The organism is Candidatus Eisenbacteria bacterium, from assembly GCA_018831195.1.
Taxonomy (GTDB): Bacteria; Eisenbacteria; RBG-16-71-46; order CAIMUX01; family JAHJDP01; genus JAHJDP01.
On record JAHJDP010000022.1, the window covers coordinates 12,967 to 38,129 of the forward strand.

At 56.2% G+C, this 25,163-nt stretch carries 20 protein-coding genes; 9 read left to right on the top strand and 11 right to left on the bottom strand.

Features of this window, described 5'->3' with window-relative positions:
- Nucleotides 1-98 precede the first annotated feature (98 nt).
- Nucleotides 99-929 (bottom strand): hypothetical protein, encoded by an 831-nt coding sequence (locus KJ970_03530; GenBank protein MBU2689972.1) that lies wholly within the window; start codon nucleotides 927-929, stop codon nucleotides 99-101.
- Nucleotides 930-951: 22 nt separating this feature from the next.
- Nucleotides 952-2,343 (bottom strand): aldo/keto reductase, encoded by a 1,392-nt coding sequence (locus KJ970_03535; GenBank protein MBU2689973.1) that lies wholly within the window; start codon nucleotides 2,341-2,343, stop codon nucleotides 952-954.
- A gap of 197 nt (nucleotides 2,344-2,540) precedes the next feature.
- Here KJ970_03535 and KJ970_03540 point away from each other — a divergent pair, with 197 nt between their 5' ends.
- The 3 genes from KJ970_03540 (at nucleotide 2,541) to KJ970_03550 (ending at nucleotide 5,304) form a co-directional block, all read left to right on the top strand.
- On the top strand, nucleotides 2,541-3,005 hold the full coding sequence (locus KJ970_03540; GenBank protein ID MBU2689974.1) for a TIGR00725 family protein: 465 nt from the start codon (nucleotides 2,541-2,543) through the stop codon (nucleotides 3,003-3,005).
- 81 nt (nucleotides 3,006-3,086) lie between these two features.
- Nucleotides 3,087-3,998: an ATP-binding cassette domain-containing protein gene (locus tag KJ970_03545; GenBank protein MBU2689975.1), complete on the top strand. Its 912-nt coding sequence runs from the start codon at nucleotides 3,087-3,089 to the stop codon at nucleotides 3,996-3,998.
- The gene (locus KJ970_03550) at nucleotides 3,991-5,304 is read left to right on the top strand and encodes an ABC transporter permease (protein ID MBU2689976.1); all 1,314 of its coding nucleotides are present in this window, start codon (nucleotides 3,991-3,993) and stop codon (nucleotides 5,302-5,304) included. Before KJ970_03545 ends, KJ970_03550 begins: the two co-directional genes overlap by 8 nt.
- A 60-nt stretch (nucleotides 5,305-5,364) precedes the next feature.
- On the opposite strand, the gene KJ970_03555 is transcribed toward KJ970_03550, so the two are convergent.
- The 3 genes from KJ970_03555 to KJ970_03565 all read right to left on the bottom strand — a co-directional run bounded on the left by KJ970_03555 (nucleotide 5,365) and on the right by KJ970_03565 (nucleotide 9,961).
- Nucleotides 5,365-7,347 (bottom strand): tetratricopeptide repeat protein, encoded by a 1,983-nt coding sequence (locus tag KJ970_03555; GenBank protein ID MBU2689977.1) that lies wholly within the window; start codon nucleotides 7,345-7,347, stop codon nucleotides 5,365-5,367.
- A gap of 167 nt (nucleotides 7,348-7,514) precedes the next feature.
- Nucleotides 7,515-8,504, bottom strand: coding sequence for a DUF523 and DUF1722 domain-containing protein (locus KJ970_03560; protein ID MBU2689978.1), 990 nt, complete (start codon nucleotides 8,502-8,504; stop codon nucleotides 7,515-7,517).
- Nucleotides 8,501-9,961 (bottom strand): SDR family oxidoreductase, encoded by a 1,461-nt coding sequence (locus KJ970_03565; protein MBU2689979.1) that lies wholly within the window; start codon nucleotides 9,959-9,961, stop codon nucleotides 8,501-8,503. Before KJ970_03565 ends, KJ970_03560 begins: the two co-directional genes overlap by 4 nt.
- 252 nt (nucleotides 9,962-10,213) lie before the next feature.
- Between KJ970_03565 and KJ970_03570 the strand changes: the two genes are divergently transcribed.
- The 4 genes from KJ970_03570 (at nucleotide 10,214) to KJ970_03585 (ending at nucleotide 13,506) form a co-directional block, all read left to right on the top strand.
- Nucleotides 10,214-11,056 carry a hypothetical protein gene (locus KJ970_03570; GenBank protein ID MBU2689980.1) on the top strand — a complete coding sequence of 281 codons (843 nt, stop codon included), beginning with the start codon at nucleotides 10,214-10,216 and terminating at the stop codon, nucleotides 11,054-11,056.
- Nucleotides 11,057-11,147: 91 nt separating this feature from the next.
- Nucleotides 11,148-11,846: a hypothetical protein gene (locus KJ970_03575; GenBank protein ID MBU2689981.1), complete on the top strand. Its 699-nt coding sequence runs from the start codon at nucleotides 11,148-11,150 to the stop codon at nucleotides 11,844-11,846.
- Nucleotides 11,847-11,894: 48 nt separating this feature from the next.
- Nucleotides 11,895-12,815: a hypothetical protein gene (locus KJ970_03580; protein MBU2689982.1), complete on the top strand. Its 921-nt coding sequence runs from the start codon at nucleotides 11,895-11,897 to the stop codon at nucleotides 12,813-12,815.
- Nucleotides 12,816-12,843: 28 nt separating this feature from the next.
- Nucleotides 12,844-13,506: a hypothetical protein gene (locus tag KJ970_03585; protein ID MBU2689983.1), complete on the top strand. Its 663-nt coding sequence runs from the start codon at nucleotides 12,844-12,846 to the stop codon at nucleotides 13,504-13,506.
- On the opposite strand, the gene KJ970_03590 is transcribed toward KJ970_03585, so the two are convergent.
- The 5 genes from KJ970_03590 to KJ970_03610 form a co-directional block, all read right to left on the bottom strand.
- Complete coding sequence (locus tag KJ970_03590) at nucleotides 13,489-16,887, bottom strand: CPBP family intramembrane metalloprotease (protein ID MBU2689984.1); 3,399 nt, start codon at nucleotides 16,885-16,887, stop codon at nucleotides 13,489-13,491. The genes KJ970_03585 and KJ970_03590 overlap by 18 nt on opposite strands.
- Before the next feature lie 78 nt (nucleotides 16,888-16,965).
- On the bottom strand, nucleotides 16,966-17,556 hold the full coding sequence (locus tag KJ970_03595) for a D-sedoheptulose 7-phosphate isomerase (protein MBU2689985.1): 591 nt from the start codon (nucleotides 17,554-17,556) through the stop codon (nucleotides 16,966-16,968).
- Nucleotides 17,540-18,742 (bottom strand): glycosyltransferase, encoded by a 1,203-nt coding sequence (locus KJ970_03600; GenBank protein MBU2689986.1) that lies wholly within the window; start codon nucleotides 18,740-18,742, stop codon nucleotides 17,540-17,542. Before KJ970_03600 ends, KJ970_03595 begins: the two co-directional genes overlap by 17 nt.
- Entirely contained in the window at nucleotides 18,739-19,794 is a 1,056-nt protein-coding gene (locus KJ970_03605; GenBank protein ID MBU2689987.1) for a GHMP kinase, read from the bottom strand. The genes KJ970_03600 and KJ970_03605 overlap by 4 nt, the downstream gene beginning before the upstream one ends.
- A complete protein-coding gene (locus tag KJ970_03610) occupies nucleotides 19,794-20,507 on the bottom strand; it encodes an NTP transferase domain-containing protein (protein MBU2689988.1) in 714 nt (237 codons plus the stop codon). Before KJ970_03610 ends, KJ970_03605 begins: the two co-directional genes overlap by 1 nt.
- A 93-nt stretch (nucleotides 20,508-20,600) precedes the next feature.
- Between KJ970_03610 and KJ970_03615 the strand changes: the two genes are divergently transcribed.
- Complete coding sequence (locus KJ970_03615; GenBank protein MBU2689989.1) at nucleotides 20,601-23,354, top strand: hypothetical protein; 2,754 nt, start codon at nucleotides 20,601-20,603, stop codon at nucleotides 23,352-23,354.
- Here the strand turns inward: KJ970_03615 and KJ970_03620 are convergent.
- Complete coding sequence (locus KJ970_03620; protein MBU2689990.1) at nucleotides 23,342-23,812, bottom strand: DinB family protein; 471 nt, start codon at nucleotides 23,810-23,812, stop codon at nucleotides 23,342-23,344. The two genes, KJ970_03615 and KJ970_03620, sit on opposite strands and share 13 nt — an antisense overlap.
- 325 nt (nucleotides 23,813-24,137) lie before the next feature.
- On the opposite strand from KJ970_03620, the gene KJ970_03625 reads away from it, so the two are divergent.
- The coding region (locus tag KJ970_03625; GenBank protein ID MBU2689991.1) for a hypothetical protein at nucleotides 24,138-25,163 on the top strand (1,026 nt) is incomplete at its 3' end.

Sequence of the window (25,163 nt, forward strand, 5' to 3'; positions counted from 1 at the left end):
CTCTCCCATGAAAACGGTTATCGAATTGCGAAAAGGAAGGCAGGACCATTGCAAAACAGCTAACGGTCCGAATTCGTCATGATGACGGCCATTAGATCTCAGAGGGGAAGGCCCTTAAGGATTTTCAGGAGTTCCGCTCTGTCTTTGCACCGGGCCACGCCGAGAATCCCCCGGCTCGTACTGGTAATACCTATCGTTCCCTTGTACGGTATCTCCTTCAATAATATCAAGCGGCCGTCAAGGGTCTCGGCCTTCCACTTGGCGCTGAGCTTCGACCAGACAACCTGATGGTCCTCGCCGGCGCCGGGAACAATGTGGAAATACTGAACCCGCCCTCCGTCCGGGTATTTGTATAAGGCGTGCAGACAATTCCGAAGCTCTCGGAGTCCCAGGAAGCTCTCCCGGGTATATTCGATCGACCCCGCTATCCGCCCCTGTGCCGGCAGCCGATTGAACTCCTGAGGAAGCTCGTCGGTGCCGGGAAGGGCCGCGGCGATCTTTCTGAGAAGGTCAAGGCCGGCGGCGGGCGGCATCTCCCCTCCCGAGGCTTCGACTTTTACATAGGTCCGGTCTTTGAACATCAGCCATTGATACGGCGGCGAAGCCGCCCCCTCGGCGCCGATCTTGATCGTTTCGGCGCTGCCGGATCGCTCCAATCGATAGATGCCGAAAGCGTTCAAACAGCTTCCCATATTGTACAATTCGACCGTCGCCGAGACTCCGCCTTGGGAGAGCTCGGCCGTGTCAAGTTCTTGAAATCCGTAGGCTAGAAATTGATCCGCGGCTCCATCGATGACTTCCCAAAGATTCCCGGGGCCGAAATTTTCAGAGTCTCCGGAGGGAATCCAGCCGGCAATCGATGGAAATTCCGCCGCAACGGGAGCGGCGGAGATTCCTATCAGCATGATGAGGAGGATGGTAAACCGCATCGTTTACCCCTTTCCCTATGCTTTATGCAAGTTTCAAGAGTGAATGCGCCTTCATCATCTGAAGCGGGACATTGACACCGTGCGGGCATGCATTTTTGCAGGGCGCCGCGCAATCGGCGCAACGCTCGGCGTCACAGCCCTCCAGCTTTGCATACTTCTTCATGGCCAGTTTCTCGCGATGCTGCCGGGCGAAGTAGTATGAATAGCGCATAATCGTGCTCACCGGAACCTGGTGCGGGCACGCGGAAAGACAGGTCGCGCAGGCATGCCGGCAATACTGATCGCCGAAGGCCGCCGCATAATCCTCCAGAAACTCCCGGTCCGCCTGCGCCAGTTCCGTTCCCGTCACAGGGAGAACATCATCGATCGATTCGAAGTCAGGCATCGACACGGTGACGGTATGCATCTCCGGATTCGAGAGGATCCACTGAATCGATTTGGCCCGAAGTTCCTCGTTGGTCTTGATCCCGTACTTTGCGGCGAACGGCTTGATCCTTGCGGTCGTCTCAGCCTGGCCTTCGAGCCATTGGATAATCCGCTGGATTGAAACGGATCGTTCGACACCCCTGGCCTCCATCCTTTCGATATACTCAAGATAATCGCCGGTGGGATTCTCCGGATCAAAAGGATCAAGCTCCAGATAGCCGGGCATTGATTTCATCGCCGTGGTTCCCACGTCATTCTTTTTGCAGCAGGCGAGAACCCTATCGCCCTCCTCACTGTTTAGGAAGTTGTAGGCCAAAAGCATCAGATCGAATCGCCCATCCTCCGCGGCGGCGCATAGAACCTGTTCCATACTGTTTTGGTCTTCCCGGTACGGGCCATGCGAAGAAATTCCGACAAACCGGATTTTCCCATCCGCCTTCAGCCGTGCTGTCGCTTTGTGGAAAGCTTTATGCGGGATCAGCGACACATTAGCGACGGAGTGCAGACAAAAAGCATCAGCATAGCCGGTCTTCAGCCGATCCAGGCACTGCCCGAATCGCTGCAGGATCTCCGCTTCGTCAGTATCAGGTTCAACCGCCACCTTTGTCGTGATAAAGATCTTTTTGCGGTTCATGAATTCCATGGCCCCGCCGATCTTCATCTCCGAATCTCCGTTCCCATACGATTCAGCGACATCAAAATAGTTTATCCCTTTGTCATAGGCATACCGCACAACCTCGGGCTCAGAGAGGCTGCCGCAACCGAGGCTGATGTCGGAAACCATGAAACCGGTCCGGCCGAGTTTCCGGTATCGTTGGATTCCATCCTTCTTGGCGCCGGGCGCCGCATCCTCCCAATCAAAAGCTTTGGATCCGATGGGCGAAAGAAGCAGCCCCCCTCCCGCGGCCAGCGCGCCCCCGGTCTTTAAGAATGAACGGCGTGAGAAAAGATCGCCGCGATCGGCCTTTCCAGTTCTACTTTTCGTCATCACCTCTCCTCCCCATCATAACCCCGTTAAGAACCCGCTAATAATCCCGCTCCTGAAAGATAACATGAACCATCCTCCGCGTCAGGAATTCTTCGGGTAGGAACCGGACGGCATGCTATAAATCCCAAAGGGGTTATTAAGAGGGTCATTGAAGGAGTCAATGTATGAAGAAGATCCACCGGCCCGTCGTCGGCATTATGGGCGGATCGACCTGCTCAAAGGAGCTTTACAATGACACGCGCCTCATGGCCGGAAAATTGGCGGCGAGGGGCGTTGTTATCCTTTGCGGCGGAGGTTCCGGCATTATGGAAGCGGCCGCGCGCGGCGCCTCCGAGTCGGGTGGATTGACCCTCGGCATCCTGCCGGGAAGCAGCGCCGGCCAAACCCCTCCCAACCGCTGGATTCAGATCCCCATCTACACCGGTCTCTCGGATGCCCGCAATGCGGTGAATGTGCGTTCTTCCCAGGCAATTCTGGCTGTCGGGGGATCCTATGGCACCCTCTCCGAAATCGCTCTGGCGCTTAAGATCGGGAAACCGGTTGTGACCTACAAAACCTGGGATCTGCCCCCGCCGCCGACCGGCGATCGCGGGCCGCTCCATGCCGCCGGAAATCCAGATGAGGCCGTGCGCCTTCTGTTGGATCTGGTTGAAATGGAATGAATTTATCGGGCAACATCCGCGTAGTCCCCTCGTATGGATTACTAATCGTCGGCAAACCACCGGATTCGGGGAGAACCCTGCATGAACACCGTTGAGATTCAAAATGTTACAAAAACCTTCGGCCATCATATCGCCGTCAATGATCTATCGCTCAATGTCCCCCAGGGCTGCATCTATGGCTTCATAGGCCCCAACGGATCGGGAAAGACGACGACACTGCGTATGATCATGAACATTTTCTATCCCGACGGCGGTTCCATCCGCATCTTTGATAAGTCCGGACAACCGGTCTTGCCCGATAGTATCGGTTATTTGCCTGAAGAGCGGGGGCTTTATAAAAAAATGAAGGTTCGTGAAGTTCTTCAGTTTTATGGAGAGCTGAAGAGCGGCCGGAATGTCGACAAGGAAATCGATCACTGGCTGAAAAAGCTCGACCTTGCTGATTGGGCCCAGAAAAAGGTGGAAACCCTCAGCAAAGGGATGGCGCAAAAGGTTCAGTTTATTTCCACCGTCGTTTCAAAACCCGAGATCGTTATCCTCGATGAGCCTTTCACCGGGCTTGATCCCGTGAATACCGAGGTGATCAGAAAGTCTCTCCTTGAGCTTCGGAACGGGGGAATGACGATCATCCTCAGTACGCATGACATGGGTACCGCGGAAACGATGTGTGATTACATCTTCATGATTTTCAAGGGCAGGAAGGTTCTCGACGGAACCCTCTCATCGATACAGGCATCCTACGGCCATGACACCGTTCGCATTCGATCGGAGGGGGGCGCCTCCGTTCTCGAGGGCATTCCCGGTGTCGAAAGAATTCAGGATTTCGGAAAGATGCAGGAACTCCGCATGGCAAAGGAAACAGATCCCCAGAAAGTTCTGGCTGAAATCATCGCACGAACCCGAGTGGACAGGTTCGAAGTCGCCAGGCCCTCGCTCCACGACATCTTCATTCGAATAGCCGGGCCTGAGGCCAAGGAGGTGTCCCATGCATAAGATCCTCCGAATCGCCAAGCGGGAATACAAAGCCGCCGTTCGAACCAAGGGTTTCATTATCGGTCTCGTCCTCGCGCCGGTTCTCATGGGAGGAAGCGGCATCGCGATGGTTCTTTTCGAGAAGCATGTCGATACAACTGATAAAAAGATCGTTGTCATTGATCACTCAGGCCTGGTGGCGCCGGTCCTTGAACAGGCGGCGAAGAATAGAAACGAAAACGAAATCCATGACAAAATCACCGGGAAGAAAATCAAACCGGCTTTCATTGTCGAGATTGAAGATCCGCAAGAAAATGATCTCAATGCGCAGCGCTTGGCCTTGTCGAAAAGGGTCCGGAGCAAGGAGATTCACGCCTTTCTCGAAATCAATGAGAATGTGCTCCATCCCGATACCAGTCACGCCGCCCGCATCGCCTATTATGCCGAGAACGCCTCAATGGATGAACTGAGGGGCTGGTTTGGATGGCCGATCAACAACTATCTCCGCCGACAACGCCTTGAATCGGCCGGCGTCAATCCTGACGCGGTTCGGAACCTCTTTGACTGGATCGATATCGAGGGGATGGGACTGGTCTCCACCGATGAGGAAACCGGCGAAATCATAGAAGCCCGCCGGAGCAGCGAGGGTGAGGCTCTGCTGATCCCGCTCGTCTTCGGGATGATGATGTTCATGATGATCATGATGGGGGCCATGCCGCTCCTCAGCGCCGTTATGGAGGAAAAGAATCAGAGGATCGCCGAAGTCATGCTTGGTTCTGTCAAACCCTCTGAATTTATGGCCGGTAAAGTGATCGGCGGTGTCGGCGTTTCCCTTACGGCTTCTTTGGTTTATATCGTGATCGGGTCTTTGAGCACCAGCCGGATGGGTTTGACGGAGCTCGTTCCCTACCATCTTATCCCCTGGTTTCTGAGTTATATGTTGCTGGCTATTATTCTCTTCGGCTCTCTGAATGCGGCCCTCGGATCGGCTTGCAATGACCAGAAGGACGCCCAACAGCTTTCCTTCCCGGCGATGATCCCGGCGATGATCCCCATGTTCGTATTGATACCGGTTATCCGGGAACCCCTCGGCACCCTGGCGACGGCGATGTCCTTGATACCGTTTTGGACGCCGGTGGTCATGTTGCTGAGGTTAGGGACCCCGGTCGAAATCCCGGCTTGGCAGCCCTGGGTTGGTCTGGCGGGGATGATTCTCTTCACCATGTTCGGCGTCTGGGCCGGGGGCCGGATTTTCCGGATCGGGATCCTGATGCAGGGCAGACCGCCGCGACTGGCGGATCTGGTCCGCTGGGCCATCCGCGGTTAAAATCATTTTATTTCGGGGGAACCTAGAAGGCGAAGGGTATCAAGACGGTTGCCGGAGCGACTACCGCCCTCCGCGCATCTTCTCATAGATCATGTTCAGGGCATTCCCCGCCGGCTTGGAGAACCGTCCCTTCGGATCGGCATTGAGGTAGGTTTCAAACTCCTGCGCCGCCGCCTGCAGCTGCCCCCGGGAATGGTAGAGTGTTCCCGCCACAAAATGGATGGCGGGGAACTTGGGATCGAGCCGGCGGGCGCGATCCAGAAACCGTTCCGCATCATCCGGGCGGCCCAGAGCAAGACTTAGAAGCGCCAGATCACTCTCGACAAAGACCATCGGCCACCAGTAATCCCGCGCGATACTGAGTTCACGCAGCGCCTCCTGCCCAAGCCTTTGACCGCGGTACTGATCGGCCAGAACAAAATGCCGGGTTCCAAAATCGTATAACCTTCCTTCGGGTTCCAGAGGGATCGATTTAAAGACCTCCTGCTCAGTAGGATTCATATATGACACCAGCATCTCGATGCGCTTTTGTATAAACTCGCGGGTTTCGGCGTTGTCATAACATTCCGTAAACGGCCATTTGGCCAGCTTGTATTTTTCGGTGAGATCCAATCCGGCGGCGACATCGAGGTTTGACATTCCAACGCGCCCGAGATATTCCCTGGGGGGTCTGAGCCGGGACATGTCCCACGCTCCGAATGTGGGAGCGATCTCGCTGGTTGAAAGCATCCGGGCCATCTCTTGAGCCATCCAGGCATGCCCGATCGGATATGGGTGGACATGTTCTGTAAAAAACTCCCGCCCGGGTCCCCCGGGATAGTCTTTATAGAGCTGCCGCTCGATATCAAGAAAGACCAGCCGGTGTTTCCCTTTTGTATCCCAATGACTCGCTATATCGCGCAGGATTTCATTCTGTTCGCTGCAAGCTCGAAAATGCACCACATCCAAATCCCGGGCATGAACATAGGCCTGAAATGCGGCCAGGGAATCACCGGCCGCCTCATAGCATCTCCCAAGCCGGAATTGAACTTCGGCGTATTCAGGATCGATATCGCTGCACGCCTCGAGAAGACAAACGGCTTCACTCCAATTTCCGGCTTCCATCTCACGAAGTCCGCGGGGGTAAATATCTTCAAATGTCTCAAGTTTCTCAGCAGCCAGATCATCCGGATGTTTCGAGCCCATCGGGGATTGACCGCGAACATTGCTGATCAGGGTGCAGAGGATGACATCGACCCCTTTCCCGCGGGCTGATTCGAGCATTTCCAGGATGTTCTCGCGATAAAAACGCATCATTCGATCGTGTTTTGTAGTGCCGGCTTGAACAAAACGGTCGCGCATGGTCCACATCCCAAAACCCTCTTGGGTGGGATCGTCAGGCTTGCCGCCGCCGCTGATTTTGTACAAGATATCGCGCACCAACATCGATAGACGGAGATTGCGGAACTTCAGCCAGGCCTTGGCCATATTCCGGCTCGAGAAGGAGCGCTGCACCGGGCTGTCGATCCCATCCGCCCCATAAGCCTCGTTATGACCGCAATAGATCAGAATAGCATCGGGATCATATTTCAATGCGTCTTTGTGAATCTGCAAAACATCTAGACTTGAGATGGCAATGACACCGCAATTGGCGATCTCATAGGTCCTATTTGGAGCGATATCTCGAAGAATTTGGCCCAGCAGATTCGGAAAAGCCGATTGCGTCCCGAAAGGATCACCCAGCGTCGTGGAAGCGCCGGTTGCAAGAATGCGGATCGTATTGGGTTTCTTTACGACCGGGAACCTTTCGTAAAAACCCGGTTTGACGGCCCACTTTGGAAAGAAGAGCTCGCTGATATCACGATTGATATAATAATATTCCTCGTCAAATGGCTTTTCTTTCAGAAACAACGCGCGCGGCGGACCGTAATGTATAACACCCAGCACCAGCTCAACAGCGCCCAACAGCAGAAAGCTGAGGACAATCCCCATCACAATCAGCAACAGCTTGGCGAGACCCGATGTTCGAACAGGGATCTTCTCCGCCTTTTCCTCAGGGCTCATACAATTAGTCCCCACCCCATCTCCGGCAGATCCGACAATCTTAACATGAACTCATACAATCAATACCATGGACCATAGGGATGAGCAAGGGGGGATGGTCCCATCCCCGGCATGGGTTTCGTTTCCCCGCCGGCCCGCAGGCTCATGACAATCGAACGAGTCAGCAGCTAAACATGATTCCGCAGCATCAGCTCTTTTGGATGGGGTTCCAGGTAGGTCTGTCCTTGAAGATAGGTCACATTTTGGACCCGTACATGATGCCGGACCAAAGTGACCGGTACGAGAAGCGGCGTCAGTCCGGCGCGATAATCTTCAAAAACAGATCTGAGTTCCGCTTTGTCTTCCGTCGAAAGTGTCCTCTTAAAATAGCCCGCCATATGTTGAAGGACATTATGGTGGCGACCCTTGGTCGCCTTCTTCTCGAGGGCCTTCATAAAAGTTGTTTGGTAACCCTCCAGCACCTCCCGCCGCGGGAGGCTTTTCGCCCCGGCGACAAGGGCGCCGAGTTTTCTGTAGCTCTCGGGGTCATGGGCCATGAGAAGCAGCTTCTCCGCTGTATGAAAACGGACGAGGTCGCCGATGCTCCACTGCCCCTCAAACAAGGTCATCATCCTTCGGTAGGCAAAGATGCGCTCGACAAAATTCTCGCGCAGCGGAGCATCGCGCAGCCGCCCCTCTTCCTCGATCGGCAGCAGCGGGAAAGCTTCAAGCAGAGCCTCGGCAAAAAAGCCCACGCCGTTTTTCGACGGCCTGCCGTTTGGATCGTAGAGCTTAACCCGCTCCATCCCGCAAGTCGGCGAGTCCTTTTTTAGGATATATCCCAAAAGGCTGTGTTTCTTCAGCTCTTTAACTTTCTCCTTTGCGTATTTCCGCATCTTGATCGTGTGATCCAATCCACTTTTCGGAGCCAGAAATCGAATCTCATTCCCATCGCGGACCAAGCGCAAGGATTCTCTCGGCGTTCCCAATCCGATATCGACCTCCGGGCAAATGGGAAGGAATTGCACGAAGGGTCCCAGGATATCCGTTATATAGCGATCATGTTTGTGCCCGCCGTCGAAGCGGACCTTTTCCCCCAGCAGGCAGGATGAAATCCCGATCAGGATTTCACCACCAGGTCCGCTTGAGACATTATTATCCCTGGTTTCCTTATTCATTCTTTCAGCCTTTGCTTCTGCGCTTCTTTAACAATCCCCCTCAGCATGCCTCTAAAGACAAGCTGATGCACTGGATAGAGGGAATACCAATATAGCAAGCCGGCCAATCCCACGGGATCAAAGAGGGCCGTTTGCCGGATCCGGCTGCCATGCGGGACCGGCTCCACCTCGAATTGCAGCCAAGCTCTGCCGGGAACCTTCATCTCCGCCGCCAGCCTCAGGAGGCGAGGAGGATCGCACGCTTCCACCCTCCAGAAATCCACCGTGTCACCGGGGATGAGATCCCTGCTGTCCCTCCGGCCCCGTCGAATGCCGACGCCCCCGGCGAGAAGATCCAAAAATCCGCGGATCCGCCAAAGCCAGTCGGCGGCATACCAGCCACGATCTCCCCCGATACACATGATCGGTTCGAACGCCGCATGCGGTTTCACATTAACGTCATAAGATCTTGAATCAATAAGACGATTGCCGAATTTCATTGCGCCGGCTTTTATTTCCTCTCCCTTGGAGGAGAAGGCGTCAGACCAGCGCGTCAGGGCAAAACGATGATCTTCATTGTGCAATGCCCGCTCAAGAGAAACTCTCAAATTTTTCGGGCGGATGGGAAAAACCTCGAGTGCGTCGGGATTTCTAACGACGGTCTCATTGCGGAGGCTGTCCACCAGTTTGCGGCCGATCCGCGCGTACAATGGCGTCACCAGACCCAGCCAGAGGCCGCTGAGTCGGGGTGTGAGGACAGGAACGGGTATAATCCAGCGGCGCAAACCCCGCAACGACGCATATTCACGGATAATATCCGCGTAGGTCGCGCGCTCGGGACCGCCGATTTCAAAAATCCGGCTTTCTTTGAGTTCTATTTCGCAAGCCTGGATGAGGTAGTCAAGGACATCCTCGATTCCGATCGGCTGGGCTTTTTGTAAAACCCATCGCGGCGTCGTCATCAGAGGAAGCCGTTCGGTCAGCGCCCGAATCATTTCGAAAGAGAGGCTTCCTGAACCAATGATGATCGATGCTCTAAATTCAATCGTAGGAACCCCTGAACATCGAAGGATTTCGCCCACTTCCTGCCGGCTGGCGAGATGATGAGACAAAGCACCGGGTTCACCCAATCCGCCAAGATAGACAATCCGCTTGATCCCGGCATCTGCCGCGGCTTCAGCGAAGTTCTCCGCCCCCCGGCGATCATTCTCTTCAAATCCCCCAGCCGAACCCATCGAGTGGATAAGATAATAGGCGGTATCGATACCCTGGAGTGCGCTCTCCAGGGAATCGGCTTCGAGAACATCCCCACCGATGACTTCCGTCTTCGGACCGGCGCGATGGCGCAGAAATTCCGGGCGCCGGGCGAGACAGCGCACCATCATCCCTCGCTCTTCAAACATATGCAGAAGGCGTCCACCGATATATCCGGTGGCGCCGGTAAGAAGGACCTTCTTCTCTCCAGCTGCTGCCGTCATCCCGAGCTTCCCCCTGGGGATCGATTATATTGAGCGCATTGGGGATAACATCTTTCTCAGAGTTCTTCTGCTGAGGATACCTATTGGGGCCTCCCGGGCAAAGAAAATACTAACTTCAAGAATGACAACAAGTTGACGCCCTACATAGAAACCACTTCGCATCATTCGGGATTTCTGTCACAATACGCTCCGTGAAGGGTCCCCCCGGGGTGGGGCCGCTGGGTGAGGCGCAATTCAAGAGTAGGGGGTTTTATGAGGGGACTGTCCCGGTTACTTCCCATTGCCGTATTTTTAACACTCCTTCCCTCCATCGCACATGCCGGTGTCTTCAATTCGGAACGCATCAACGCCCTTGTCGTCTTTGTTGTTTTCTGCGTCTTTGTCCTCTCCTTCATTCAGCTCGCCAAGTCGGGCCGCACTCTTTTTATCCGGCGGATCTCGGGCCTAAACGCCATTGACGAAGCGGTCGGCCGCGCGACCGAGCTCGGCAAGAAGGTCCTCTACATACCCGGGATCATGTCCATCGATGAGAACCAGACCATCGCCAGTCTCGCCGTTCTGCGGCATGTCGCCAAGATAACAGCCCGCAATGCCACCGAGCTGGATGTTCCCAATAAAGATCCGCTGACGTTCGCCGCCGCCCGTGAAACGGTGCGGGAGGCCTATATGGAAGAGGGCCGGCCGGATCTCTTTCGCGAGGACATGGTCAATTACGTCACCTATGACCAATTCGCCTACACAGCAAGTGTTTCGGGGAAGATGGTCCGCGAAAGGCCTGCCACCAACTTCCTGATCGGCGCCTTCTACGCCGAGTCGCTTCTCCTGGCGGAGACGGGCCAGGCGTCCGGAGCCATGCAGATCGCCGGAACCGCCGAGGTCGCCCAGCTCCCCTTCTTTGTCGTCACCTGTGATTACACATTGATTGGCGAGGAGCTTTACGCCGCCGGCGCCTATCTCTCCCGTGATCCGGCCCAGCTGGGATCGATCAAAGGACAAGATTATACAAAAGCATGTCTCATTTTGGCCATCGTCATCGGTACTATTTTGGCTTCTTTTGGTAACCGGTGGCTCTCGGAGTTTTTCTCTTTCGGATAATCGCACGATCATTGTTGGGCCCCGGCCAAACAGGAAGATCGCACCAGCCGGGGAAAATAATAATATGTTTCGGCTGAAGGAGGTTTAGCCGATGTTCTGGAAGCTGCACTTGCCACTCATTCTGGTCTTCGTCGTGGGATTGGTTCCCATCGTGACCTTCTTTCTTTCGGATGACGTCCCCGGCGTAGCCTTTACAAGAGATAAGGTAGAAGGCTGGATGATTATCATCGCCGGATTCGCCTTGCTGCTCGGTGTCATCAACGTGATCCAGGGCAGCGTCCGGAAGATCGAACGGCGTCAGAAGGGATGGCCTTTTGCCGCATCCCTCTTGACCGGCCTGCTTGTCACCGGAGCTTTCGGCCTCCTCTCGGCTTTCAATGTCGGCCCCTTCCAGGGAATCGGCCGGGCGCCCGACGGCAGTTCAACGCCTTTCTATTGGGTGACCATCAACTTTTTCAATCCGCTTCAGGCGGCGATGTTCAGCCTTCTCGCTTTCTATATCGCTTCGGCCGCCTTCCGCGCCTTCCGCGTTCGGAATGTTGAGGCCTCGATTCTACTCATCGCCGCGATGATCGTTATGCTGGGACGGATTCCCTTTGGCGAGTCCATGTTCGCCTGGATTCCCGGCGGTGAGCGATGGCTGCCCAGTCTGACAGAGTGGATTATGAACACACCCAACACCGCGGCGCAGAGAGGGATTATTATCGGAGCCGCGCTGGGCGCTGCATCCCTATCTTTAAGGGTGATACTGGGGATCGAGCGCTCTTATCTCGGACAGTCTCAGGATTAGTCGGGAATCAGATGTAACCTGCGCCGCGGCGCTGGGGAGGAATGAAGGGTGAATCTGGACAAATTGACACGTGTTGACCGCCGGATCGTCTTTTTATTGATCTTTATCGGGACCTTTCTCCCTATCGTCTTCACGATCGGCCTGCCGGTCAGTATAACGCCACCCGTTCGGGATCTTTACGACAAGATGGAGAGTCTGAACGAGGGTGACATGATCATGCTCTCCTTTGACTATGGCCCGACAACGGCGCCGGAAAACGCTCCCATGGTTGATGCGGTGCTGCGTCACGCTTTTCTGAAGCGTCTCAAGGTCGTTATTATCGCCCTCTTCCCCATCGGCAGTGTGACGATGGCGGAGCAGGAAGTCTCAAAGGTGGCGGGGGAGTATGAGGCCACCCATATCTATGGCGTTGATTTCGTCAATCTGGGATATAAAGACGGCGGCCAGGCGGTGATGAAGCAGATGGGTGTGAACATCCAGGGTGTTTTCCCGACCGATGTCAGCGGCACCCCCTTTGATGAGATTCCTATGTTCGAGCCCTACCGGACCTCGGGCGACAGCGTCCTCTCCTACACCGACATGAAACTGGTCATCTCCGTCGCCACGGGGATTATCGGTGAATGGTGGGCCAATCTGGTGAACGCACAGTTCGGGATTCCGGTCGCCGTCGGTTGTACGGCGGTTTCAGCGCCCAAGTATTACGCTTACTACAAGGCGGGCCAGATGATCGGTCTCCTTGGAGGACTCAAGGGCGGGTCGGAATATGAAAAACTCCTCATTGATGGTTATGGAGATAGATATCCGAAGATGAGGGCCATCTACAACGACCCGAAAGTCTACTCAGCTATCAAAGGGATGGATGTTCAAACGATCGATCATATGATCATCATCATCTTCATCCTCTTTGGAAATATCATTTATTTCCTCATGAAGAGGCAGGAAAAGAAGTTAGCACAGACCGGGATGTAGGAAAAAAGCGAACGGGAGGACGAAGCGCATGACTTCGGGCGATCTCATCGGAACATGGATCGGTGCCATATTAACCCTGTTTATCTTTAGTTTCTTATACAAAGATAATCCCTTCTTCCGCTTTGCCGAATCCCTTTTCGCCGGCATCAGTCTCGGTTACTATATCGGGATCGTCTCGGTTCAGACATTGAAGCCGAATCTCGTTATTCCTCTATTCACCGACTTCACCGGGAATTGGCACCTCGTCATTCCTTTGCTCCTCGGCATTGCTCTCTACACGCGTTACATCGGAAAGATCGCCTGGATTGCGCGGATACCCCTTTCGGTTTATGTCGGGTATTACGTGGGAATCAATATGGTTCAAAAACTCCAGGGCGAGGTGGTTCCCCAAATCGGAAGCACGATGATGCAATTGATCCCGGGTAACGGTGTCGGAGTGACCGCAGCTCTCAACAATGTTGTTATTTTCGCCGGTGTTCTTTCCGTCTTGATCTATTTCTTCTTTTCGATGGAACACAAGGGGCTCGTCGGCGGGGTATCCCGTCTCGGGATTTGGTTCCTGATGCTCGGTTTCGGCGCCGCTTTCGGCTACACGGTGATGGGCCGGATCTCCCTGCTCATCGGCCGCATCTATTACCTTTGGAGCGATTGGATCCTGGGCACCATCGCCACTTTAGGAGGCGGGAGTTAAGAGATTTCCCCCTCCCTTCCTGCCAAGGAAGAATAAAACCACAGCGAGGATCGCCGCAGCAGCGAGCAGCAATGCTTGAACTTTCCACGCCAGAATGCCGCTTGTCACAAGACCCATTACCGAACCCGCCACAGCAATAAAAATCGCGCCGGTCACATAGGCCAAAGGATTGTCTCTCATCAGCCAATGTATAATAAAGATCATCCCGGTCACTGTGACAATAAGGGGAATCAATCCCACGAGAAACTCAGAACCGGTCCGGGCGGAAAGCGGTACGAGGGCGAGGATGGACAATCCCAGCACCACCGGCTTGATCCATTTAAAACGCAGCGGGTGCCGCAGTAAGAATCCGACCAGGGAAAGCACCACGATAACAATGAGGCCCTTCTGAAGGCTCAAGAAGAGGGCGGTGATCAAAGGAAGATAACCTCCGGAACCGTCGGGGAGTTGCGCGCCTCCGGGAAGGGTCCCGGCGGGCCACACAAAAGCCAAAAGATTCTCCAAGCCTTTCACAATGAAAAGCAGGCCGATGAGGGCGGCTGTGCTCCACAGCGCCTCACCCCGCAGTGATATCCGGCTGACGCGGTGCATCGCATCCCAGAACCGCGGGAAGACGGTTTGTAAAAAGGCAAATGTCATGACGGCCAGGAGACCGACGACGACCGACCAGAGAATCATCCCGGTTCCCACCGAAATGAGAAAGATATTCCAGGGAATAGAGGTCGTATAGCGTTCCATGGCGACGGAGAAGAGATTGGCGCCGTTCAAGAGGCTCAGGATCGCGAAGACCGTCCCGAAAAGAAAGGCCGGACGCCATCGCACTATCCCGGTCCGGTGGCCGGTTAATAGAATCCAGATGATAAGTCCGAGCCCGGCGCCCATCGTGAAGATCATCAGACCGATCCTCAACGGACGGATGAGCGTCGTCTTCTGCCGTTCGCGCAACCAGGATTCCGGGATCTTCAATTCAACACGTTGAAGATCGATCACACCGCCTTGAAGGCCGACGACCCGCCGCAGGCGCCCCTCACCCAATGCGGGGAATAGACCCGGCAGGCTCTGGAAGATAACCGTATGATCTTTCCGGCCCGGCCTCGCTTCCTCCTGCACCTCCGCTATTTCCCATTGGGAAAGATCGATGCTTAAACGATCGGCGCGTGCAAGACTCGATTGTGAAAGATCCGGCCCGCCGTTCATCAGCGCAGCGCGGGCCCGCGCCGAAGCCTCCTCACGGGAGATGGAATCGCCGGGAGCCGATTCGGCCAGGGTATGGCGAAAGAAAAAGGTTTCGCCCGTTCGGGCGTCGATGCCGATAACCCATTCTTCTTCCCTCAATTCCTGAAAGAGCCGGACACGCCACGCCACGGGGTGCAGATATTGATCCAGGAACGCCGCCGCCCCTTCGGAACCGAGTGACTTGACAAGATAAAGGCGGTCATAGTTGCCCAACACGTCTTCTAATGAGATGGCGATTCTGAAGCTGTCGGGTGATACGGCCCGGGACTGAAGGAAGGCCTCCGCGGCTTCCAACGCCGCCGTCCGCGGGATGGCGACCTTATCAGCATCCGTCACTGTTGCGGCGGGCACAGCCAGCAGCATCAACCCGGCGATCAGGATAGCGGCCGCGCGGATCCAAGTGGACCGGGGAAGGGGCCGGCGTTCAAAGGGAATGATCGGCGCCCCCTGCTCGGCGGGCGGCGGCGGCGCCGTGCCGATGGTTCGATTCAGCAAGGGTTCCGGATCGTTAAACCGGCCTTTCACTATATAGGCGACAAACGCATACAGAATCGGAAGAAGAAACAGGCCCCCCACAATGGCGGCGGAAACGACATAATAGGTATTCCCGGATTTGAACAGGAGATATCCGGTATATAAGGCGTCCACCGTATAGTGCCAGATCAAGGGGGCGAGGATATTCACCTTCACCATGACGATGCCGATGATAATCCCCGCCAATCCGACTTCCAGTCCGCGAATGTAAAAGGGCTGGTTGGGATAGTTGGAATGCGCAAATCCCCAGATTGCCGCCGGGATCAGGATCGCCAGAAAACGGCGGCGGAGCAGCCGGTGAAAGAACGGGATCGAGAACATGCGGGCGATAAACTCCTCGGACACCGCGGGCAAAAACCCACCGACGAGCAGAAAAGCCCAGGGGATAGCCGTATTGAGAAGGTTGTCATAGGGAATCTCTGCGGGCGACCAGGCGCCGAAATGATCCGCCACCTTGTAAAAGATCATCTGATAGGCGAAGAAAAAACTGGTCAGGGTGAGACCCAGCACGGATGTGAGGAGAAAACGCCGCGTGCGGAAAATCTTTCCCGACAAGATCCCCTGCAAAGCGAGCTTTCCGGGATAATGCTCCCGATAGAGGGGCTCCGCCGAGGCGGTCAGCAAAAAGATAAAGATGCCGACACCCACGGCCGCCAGAAGAATGCCGCCGAGGCGCTGAACCATGAAGGCTTCGTAGGCTTCCGTCGTTTGATAACCGAAAAAGCTATTGGGAAGATTGTTCAATCCGCCGAGGAGCATGAAGATCAGCCCCAGGGAACCCAGCAAAACAGCGGGACGCCAGCGCACATCACCCCTGCGGACGCGAACAATGAGAACGGCCAGCATGAGCAGCATTGTGAGAATGTAAAAGCCGGAGGCGACGCCGCCGGTGCTCGTATTCAGGGACCGGAGTTTGGCATAAGAACGGGTCCAGCTCTCGGGAATTTTCAGATAGAGCCGGTAACCCCCGACTTGATCGCCTTGTACAATCACTTCATGCCGCAGTTTGCCTTCCGCCGCGTCCCAATCACCGACCTCCCAGGTAAAAAGATGATCCGTCCGGTTAGGCCGCTTCGTTATTCCGGCTTCCAGGAAGACAAGCTCGCCTGGATCCACTCCGATCTGCTGCGCCAGGAAAACCTCAGCGATCGGCCGGGCTTCGGCCTCTGAAAGATTCGGACCCGAGGCGTCCTCATCCAAGAGATGCAGGTATCGTGAGATTTCCCCGGTTGTCGCAACCTCTACGCGAAACTCTTCCTTATGAAGCGGTTGATACCACCGGTGCGCCCAGCGCCATATCCGAAGATCTTGCGTAAAGATCGAATCGGCAATATCGAGCCCCACCGTCCGCTCCAAAAATACCTTGGCCGCGTCGTCATAGACAAAACGTGAAGCATGATAATGCGAATCAAGATCGATATCGAGATTTTTTAGAAAGGCCCGGGCTTCGCCTTCAGAGGAACGCCGATCCAGTTTGAATTCAATGGATGCTTCTGGAACAACTTGGGGATAATAGTAAAAGCCGGCGCCCAGAGTGATAACGGAAACAAGAAGACAAATTAGAAGATAGAAACCGCCGCGGCGGCCCAGTCGTTCTTCATTCCCTCCCACGCTCGATCTCCTCTGCCCGCTGATGATCAAGCCGGATGATCAAGCTTGATAGTCAAGCCTGGTGATCAAGCCTGCCGATCATTCCTGCGGACTTGCTTTCCCGAAAAGCTCCCGCTCCGCCAATTCACAGATGATATGCCCGGCCAGAATATGGCCTTCTTGAACTCGCGGGGTCTCATCCGTCGCCACAATGAGGCATTCATCGACCAGATCCTTAAGCTCGCCGCCGGTCTGTCCGGTGAATCCGAGGGTGATGATCCCCATGCTTTTCGCCGTCTTCACCGCTTCGATCACATTCGGCGAGTTCCCGCTGGTCGAGATCGCCACCGCCACATCACCCGCCGAACCGATCCCTTCGATTTGCCGTGAAAAAACCTTCTGAAATCCAAAATCGTTGCCAATCGCCGTGAGACTCGATGTGTTCACGCTCAAGGCGAGCGCGGGAAGAGAAGGTCTATCGAGATAAAAACGGCCGGCAAGTTCGCACGCCAGATGCTGCGCATCGGCGGCCGATCCGCCGTTGCCGAAGAATAGAACCTTGTTCCCCTTCCTGAGCCCATCCGCCACAATCTCGGACATCCGTTTAATTATGTCCGCATCCTTGAGGAGGGATTCTTGCACTTTTCTCGCCTGATTGAACCGGGCCTCAACATCAGATTTTTGAATCATTCCCCTCTCCCCTGTCAGCGGTGACGGCTTCCGGTCGTACCCCTCGCCCCAGATCCTCTACGGCGGCGGCCATCCGGGCCCAGGTAAACCGGCTCTTCTCGCTGCGGACGGCGTTTCGCATCGGCGTTTCCAATCCTTCTTGCAGATAGCGGCAGACGGCGTCGGCGACGGCCGCCGGATCCTCGGGCGGCACCAGAAATCCGGTTTCGCCATGACGGATCATTTCTCCCAAACCACCGACATCGGTGGCGATCACCGGACATTCCAATTGAAAAGCAACTTGTACAATACCAGACTGTGTCGCTGAACGATAGGGCAGGACAACGACACGGGAGGCTGAAACATAGAGCCCCACATCTTCATTCGGGACATACCCGTCGACCAGAAAAACATCCTTCTGAAGACCCAGCTCCGAAACCAGCTCAAAGGTCTCCTTGCGCCCCGCGTAAAATTCACCGCCGACGATCAATCCGGCCCCCGTCTCTTTGATGATGCGCGGCATGGCGCGCAGGAGGATATCCAAGCCCTTGTAAGGACGGATAATTCCAAAGAAGAGGATCAACGGACGGTCTTCACCGGCCAATTCAATCCCGCGCTCGGCCAGACGACGCAGCGCTTCCTCACGGGGAAGCGGCCGGCCGAAATGTTCATAGACCGGATGGGGCACCAAGGCGGCGGGGGCATCGGCGCGGAAGGACCTCAAATCATCTTCGACGGACCGGGTCATCACGATGAAGGCATCCCCCGAACCGACAAGATAACGGGTCAGGCTGTGATCCAACAGCCTCCGCTCGTGGGGAATAATGTTATCGCAGATATAGACAATGCGGGCGCCGCTGCCGCGGACCCACCGGGAGATCGTGCCGAAACAGGGCGCGAAGAAGGGCATCCAGTATTTGTAAAAGACAACATCGGGCTTTATCTCCCGGATACGCCGGGCCGCCCGCCACCATGTCCATGGATTTATCGTATCAATCACGATTTCCGCCCCGACGTCCAATCCCTCAGGGGCCGGTCCTTCTTCTTTTTGGGATTTTCCGGGAAAGAGGAGATTCGGGTATTGGCGGCTGAAGGTCAGAACATGAACCTCATGCCCGCGGGCGCGGAGCGTACGAACCAGGGTGGCGTTGAATTGGGCGATCCCGCCGCGCAGGGGATAGGCCGTGCCGACAAGAACGAATTTCATGAATTGACGGTCCAGGTTTGGAGTCCTTGATCCTCGAAGGCGAACCCGGTGGGCATTCCGCCTATCTCTTTCAAGGCGTCGCCGATCCGGTGTTTTAAATCATAGGGGCAATAGAGAAGCAGGTACCCACCCCCGCCGGCCCCGAGGATTTTGCCGCCCAGGCATCCCATATCCCGGGCCTTCTGATACAGGGCATCGATTTGCGGATTGGTAATGCCCTCATCCAAATGCTTTTTGTGCAACCAAGCCTCATGCAGGCATCGCCCGAATTCATCGAGGTCATCTTGGAGAAGGGCGTTTTTCATCGCCACCGCCAGCGCCTTCATCTCATCCAGCGCTTCCACAACATCCTGCTTTTTTTCCCGGTAGGAGTGGGTTTGACGGTCGACGATATGGGCCGACAGCCGGGTCTTACCCGTATAAACCAGCAGCAGGCGGCCTTCCAATTCATTCATGGTGGCGCGGCGGATACGCAGGGGATTCACAATTGTATAACCATTGTGAAACTCGATGAGATTGAATCCACCGAAGACCGCGGCGTATTGATCCTGGCGCCCGCCGGAAATCTTGACGCGCTCCCGCTCGATATGGTAAGTCAACTCGGCGATATCATACGGCGCCAAGGGTTTCCCGAGCCAATCCTGGAAGACGCCGACCAGTGTCGTGACCATTGTTGAAGAAGAGCCCAGCCCGCTGCCCGGCGGGGCGTCGGTGTGCGAAAGAATCTCGATTCCCGCAGGAAGGCCCCCGACATCGCCGGATCGCAATCCCAACCGGCGGCATTCCTCTCTGAAAAAACCGAGGGCGCCCTTCAGCAGATCCAATTGTCCATTCATGAGCAAAGGTTCGCCGGGTTTGATGTCGAGACTCAATTCGTAATCCAAGGAACGCAGCCGGAAGATCGGTTCCTCCAAGGCGCGGAGAGAGGCAAAGGCATACAAATTGATCGTGGTCGAAAGGACGATCCCTCCTCTTTCCTCAGGGTAGGGCGACACATCGGTCCCGCCGCCGCAGAAAGAAATCCGAAGTGGCGCCTTTGCGCGATAGATCATCAACCTCTCCCTCGTTGAATCCAACGTCTGAAAGCCTCCAGCCGCTCCGGGGTTCCGACATCCCAGAACTTTTCCCCCGTCATCCAAGCCCCGAGCCGCCCGCCCGCCGCCATGCCGGGCAGCACCGTTCTTTCCAGCGACAAGGGGTCTTCCCCCGCCTCTTCTGAGAGATCCTCACGGAAAAAATCGCGGTGCGCCAAATAAATACCGGCATTAACCAGTCCAGGTCCGCCACCCGATTTCTCGACAAATTCGGTGACCCGGCCCCCGGCGTCGATCCTTAATGTACCGTAATCTCCGGCATCGGGCATCTCTGTCGCGACGAGCAGGAAAGGCAGGGAAGAGCCGGCGCCGGCCCTGAGAAAGTGATCCCATGAGATGGGGCCGTAGGAATCCCCATTGAGGATCAGGTTCCACTCCACGGCCAAGGGTGACGCGGCCCGCAAGGCGCCACCCGTTCCCAAGGGGCTGGTTTCACGCAGCGACACAAGCTCCCGTCCTTGAAAGGCCGCCTCGAGATCCTCCCCCTTTCGACCCGTCAGGAGCACGAGCCGTTCAAAACCGGCCGCCGCCAAATCATCCAGCAAATAGTCGAGAAAGGGGCGCCCCTCCACGGGGATGAGCGCCTTCGGCCCTTCCCATATCGATTGGAGGCGGGTGCCGCGTCCACCCGCCAGAATAAAAACCGTCACCTCAGCCGGATTGATCTCCACGACGACCCCTCCCACGACACCCAAACTCTTGTCTATCGGTCCGCATCAAGAAGATAGCTACCCCGGCCGCTCCGTGCTAGCCTTCCCTCCCTGATGGCTATCTTACATCAAATCTGGTTTCTCCTGGTGTCGGCCTGGATTTTGGGGGGCACGGGATGGCTGACCCTGGCCCTTTTGGGATCGACGCTTCCCTTCGATCGCCGGGAACGCATCGCGGCAGGGGTCTTAGTCAGCGCGGCGTGGGTGGCCCTGCTGCATCTGCTGGTGCTCGCCACAACGGGCCGTCTGCATACCATCCTCTACGGCCTTCTCTTTCTGACACTGGGGCAGATGCTGCTCCTCGCCGTGCGGCGCTTGGACATCCGCCGGAAGACGAATCCCGCCCCCGCGCGGGAAGAAGCGGATCGGCCGGGTGGCGGCGGGAAAGAAGACCCCGCCGATCGACTCGAGAGCGAGATCCCGAAACCCAAACGGTATGCCGGCATCGAACCGCTTTGGATTTTGCTGATCCTCGCCGCGATCCTCATGATCGTCGGCGGAGGGAGTCTCGGCACGATCCATGACTCCCTCGATACCGTCGCTTATGTCCGCGGTTTGGTTGAAACCGACTCGATCCAATTGGTTTCACCCATCTACAGCCCCGATCCGCTTCCCGCCCCCGACCCGCGGCGCGGCACCTTTCATACGGAGCTCGCCCTGATCTCGCTGGCATCGGGGATCGACCCGGCCGACCTCTGGCGGGAACTCCCCATCCTCCTTTTCCCCTTCGCCCTGCTCGTGCTCTTCCTGCTCGCGCGTGAGATTCTGGCCTCTCCATCATGGGCCCTGGCGGCGACGGGAATCTTCGGCCTGACAGCCTACCTGACACCCGACCACTTTATGCAGAACATCGCTTATGCCAGCCGGATCGGCTGGGTGATGGGTTGGGTCGGATGGATGGCCGCCTATCGTTTTCTGCGCGAAGGGGGCCGGCGGTTGGGGATTTTTGTCGTGCTGACGGCTCCCATGCTGATGGGGATCCATATCCTCTCCTCGGCGCAGTTCCTCATGATCCTGGGTTGTTTGATCCCCGCCCTTCTCTGGAGCCGCTCCTGGCGGAGTCTTGAATGGCGCCGCGCCCTCCTTCTGACGGCCGGCGCCGTGGCGGCGGCGCTCCCCTTTCTGATCATCCGCCTCATGGCCAGTTATGAAGTGATCAATCCGATGTTCAACCGCCTGCAGGGAGTTCTCTTTTTACGGGACGGATGGATCAGCCTGCACCCGCGGGTCGCCTGGTCGATTCTCGGCTGGCCGGGGCTCATGGCGCTGGCGCTCAGCCCCCTCCTGTTCCGCCGCGCGCGCACATCCATGGGAATCGCCGTGCTCCTGACGACCGCCTGGATCCCCTTTATCTTTGTTTTCTTCCCCCCGACCCTGATGCTGATGGAACATTTCCAGGCGCACTCGCTGATCTTCAGGCTGTTACTGCTGATTCCGACCCCCCTCATTTTGACCGTGCTCATCCGGGATGGGGCGGCCTCTTGGAAAAATCCGGGCAGAAGGTGGGTCCGGATGATCCCAGCGGGTCTTATTCTTCTCGCTCTGATCCTCCATGTCGGGCAGGTCATCGGTTTTCTGCAGGTTCCCTCCCAACGACGTCTCGCCTGGGAGGAACAACCGGCTCTCGTTGAAGCGATGGAATGGATTCAGTCGGAACTTGTTGAACCGCGGGTTATCCTCACCGATCCGCTGACCGGCTACGCGATGCCGGCCTACACGCGCCACACCAGTGGAACGCCGTTGAATCAGCATTCCTCCCCCACCGACGCCTGGGCTTTTCAGCGGATGGTCGATGCGCAGGCCGTTCTCAACGGTTTTGTGGGAATCCTGGAGACGTGTACCATCCTCGACAAGGGGCGCGCCGATTACGTGCTGCTGAACCAGGCCTATCCGCGCTATCAGGAGCAGTACGGTCTCTTTCTCTCCCCGCTCACCTATGAGCTTTCCCGGCTGAAATTCGACAGCCAGCCGGCGCTATTCACCAATATCTACGATCGTCACCAGATCATCATCTATCGTTACAACGGCGTCGGACGGGTTAAACATTTTGTGCAAGGTCTACCGCATTCCCTCGAAGGCCTGATGCCGGATGATGCCGGCTTCACCCCGGGATCGGCGGCGCCGCCCCCCGCAGGCACGGAATTGGGGATCTTGGCGCCGCTGGATCCGCCGCTCACGGCCACGACGCCGGCGGAGACAATAAATGTCATTGTTCGCGACGTGCCGAATCCGTTTTTACTGACGGATGCCGAAGACGCGCGCTTCGCTGCGCCGCTCCCCCCCGGCCTGGTGAAAGCGTCGCATCCAGGATTCCAGATGGATCAGCCCGCTATTGAATATCTTGGAATGGATTCGGTTAAAACGGTGCACCCGGGTGAAGCCCTGCATCTCACACTCTATTGGCGGCGGACCAAGGCGCCGATGCCGCTGCCATACCAGAATATTCTCTTTATAGAGAGTGACCCGCCGGATGGCTTTTTTGCCCGCCTGCCCCTTCAGCCGATCGGGCGCTACATCTGGGAGTGGCGGACCGGGGAGTTGTACCGTTTTGGCAAGGGGCGGCTGCCGCTGGAGCACTATTATCCGCCCTTCCTCTGGCAGCCCGGGGAGGTTTATCGCGACACTTTTGACCTCTGGACCCCTCCGCAGATCCGACCCGGGATTTACAGGGTTCATCTATATATTGAGGAACACCTGTTCAATCCCAATGTCCGGCTGAGCCAACTCCTCAGCGAGAGGGCGTCGGATCTGGGAGCGGTTGTTGCGACGGTGGAGATTCTGCCGGGAGGGGCCGGTTACTCTCCGTAGGGCATCGGCGGGATTTTCCCGCACAGCCGTGAATAGAGCGAGAGGGCGCCGCGATGATGCGCCGTGTGATCCGAGATGCCGCCCACGATGACATGACGGGGTCCATTGATGATCGGATTTTTGGGGATCATCTGGTTGATCTCTTCCATCGATCGGTTTTCAAAGACCTTGACCGCATTGTCCATTGATCGGTCAAACCAGGCCTTCGCCTCGCTTAAGGAGGTGACGGCGCTGATCTCTTTATGGGCCCCCTCAAAATCCATCGAGAAACCCTCAGGATCGAAGGCCCCTTTGACAAACCAATCAATCGTCTGTGCGGTGTGGGCCACCTGCTGGGCGGCGGTAAAGGCCTCCGGTGTGGGCGCGAAATTCGAATCTTCCTCATCCAGATTGCGGATCGTGCGGTTAAAGAACGCCTTCACCTGTGTGAGAATCATCGGATACGGATTTTCAGACATTTCAATTTCTCCCCTTTTCTGCGGCGCATCCCGCGACCCCGGTGCGCGGATGAGCGGCTGGATGGCTTCGATCCTTTAAACAGGGAAGCATAGCGGATCTAATGGCGTGCCGCAACGCACTGCGGGCAGGGCTTTTTGATCCCATTTATGGGATATTCTTGAGAGAAAGTGGGACAATTCCCTTGACTCATCTCCTTGATATCTTTAGCCTTAAGGCGGTTTCACCCGTAAGCCGGAGCCACCGGCAGGGGGCGATCTCGGTATCGACATTCCGTCCAGATCAGAGCTGGGTGGGAATCCAACATGGGAGGAAGAAACCGAACTCATGAAACAGAATCCACGGTCGAAGGGTCGTTTCCTAAAGGAAACCCTGTTCCTGCCGGCGTCGCTGCTTTTTGTGACCCTCTTTCTCATCATTCCAGCAGCAAGCGTCTTGGCGGACAGCTACGAACCCAATGATACGATTGAAAACGCCACGCCGATCGTTAACGGCGTTCCCATCGAATCCTGGATCGGTACTGATGGGGATGTTGATCTCTATACCTTCACCACATCGCAGGCCGGGACTTTTCACATTACCTTGACATCACTGCCGGCCGATTATGACATGTACCTTTTTTGGTACAATGCGGCGGAAGAAACCTGGGATGATGTGGCATTCTCGAATAATTGGGATTTGGAAGATGAAGAGATCAATGAATATCTCAGTTATGTCGGCACATTTATCATTCATATTGAGGGATTCGAGGAGGTCTATTCCGCCACCGACTCCTATCTGCTGACGGCGTCATGGCCCGGTGGGGCGACACCGCAGGCCCCGACAGTCACCGTCACCTTTCCGAACGGCGGCGAAACATTGGCTGCGGGAACGACCACCAATATCACTTATACAGCCACCGATCCCGATACCGACGACAGTTCTCTCCACATGGCGGTGGAATACTCCACCAATGGCGGAGCCACCTGGTCGATGATCGCGTCGGATTCGGGCAACAGCGGTTCCTATCCCTGGACCGTGCCCTCCGTCTCGACAACGCAGGCACGAGTCAAGGTAACGGCCAGCGACGGCTCATTGACGGGGAACGACACATCCAATAGCAATTTCACCATCACACAGCAGCCGGCCGGCGAGAATGAATTGATCGTCGGGACGGCCTCTGGTACGAGCGGCGGCCAGGCGACCGTCGCTCTCAGCCTTGACAATGACGACATTGTTAAAGGGATCCAGCTGGATATCGGCTACAATGCCTCGGTCGTCACCTATGTCAGCGGATCGGCGACGGGACGGGCGGCCGGCATGAGTTTTTCAGCCAGCGTGGTCGGCAGCGCCGTCCGCGTCATCATGTACTAC

What these genes read in the sequence shown, in the direction of transcription:
- KJ970_03530 (MBU2689972.1), bottom strand. Translation starts at nt 929, where the DNA reads ATGCGGTTTACCATCCTCCTCATCATGCTGATAGGAATCTCCGCCGCT.
- KJ970_03535 (MBU2689973.1), bottom strand. Translation starts at nt 2,343, where the DNA reads ATGACGAAAAGTAGAACTGGAAAGGCCGATCGCGGCGATCTTTTCTCA.
- KJ970_03540 (MBU2689974.1), top strand. Translation starts at nt 2,541, where the DNA reads ATGGGCGGATCGACCTGCTCAAAGGAGCTTTACAATGACACGCGCCTC.
- KJ970_03545 (MBU2689975.1), top strand. Translation starts at nt 3,087, where the DNA reads ATGAACACCGTTGAGATTCAAAATGTTACAAAAACCTTCGGCCATCAT.
- KJ970_03550 (MBU2689976.1), top strand. Translation starts at nt 3,991, where the DNA reads ATGCATAAGATCCTCCGAATCGCCAAGCGGGAATACAAAGCCGCCGTT.
- KJ970_03555 (MBU2689977.1), bottom strand. Translation starts at nt 7,347, where the DNA reads ATGAGCCCTGAGGAAAAGGCGGAGAAGATCCCTGTTCGAACATCGGGT.
- KJ970_03560 (MBU2689978.1), bottom strand. Translation starts at nt 8,504, where the DNA reads ATGAATAAGGAAACCAGGGATAATAATGTCTCAAGCGGACCTGGTGGT.
- KJ970_03565 (MBU2689979.1), bottom strand. Translation starts at nt 9,961, where the DNA reads ATGACGGCAGCAGCTGGAGAGAAGAAGGTCCTTCTTACCGGCGCCACC.
- KJ970_03570 (MBU2689980.1), top strand. Translation starts at nt 10,214, where the DNA reads ATGAGGGGACTGTCCCGGTTACTTCCCATTGCCGTATTTTTAACACTC.
- KJ970_03575 (MBU2689981.1), top strand. Translation starts at nt 11,148, where the DNA reads ATGTTCTGGAAGCTGCACTTGCCACTCATTCTGGTCTTCGTCGTGGGA.
- KJ970_03585 (MBU2689983.1), top strand. Translation starts at nt 12,844, where the DNA reads ATGACTTCGGGCGATCTCATCGGAACATGGATCGGTGCCATATTAACC.
- KJ970_03595 (MBU2689985.1), bottom strand. Translation starts at nt 17,556, where the DNA reads ATGATTCAAAAATCTGATGTTGAGGCCCGGTTCAATCAGGCGAGAAAA.
- KJ970_03600 (MBU2689986.1), bottom strand. Translation starts at nt 18,742, where the DNA reads ATGAAATTCGTTCTTGTCGGCACGGCCTATCCCCTGCGCGGCGGGATC.
- KJ970_03605 (MBU2689987.1), bottom strand. Translation starts at nt 19,794, where the DNA reads ATGATCTATCGCGCAAAGGCGCCACTTCGGATTTCTTTCTGCGGCGGC.
- KJ970_03615 (MBU2689989.1), top strand. Translation starts at nt 20,601, where the DNA reads ATGGCTATCTTACATCAAATCTGGTTTCTCCTGGTGTCGGCCTGGATT.
- KJ970_03620 (MBU2689990.1), bottom strand. Translation starts at nt 23,812, where the DNA reads ATGTCTGAAAATCCGTATCCGATGATTCTCACACAGGTGAAGGCGTTC.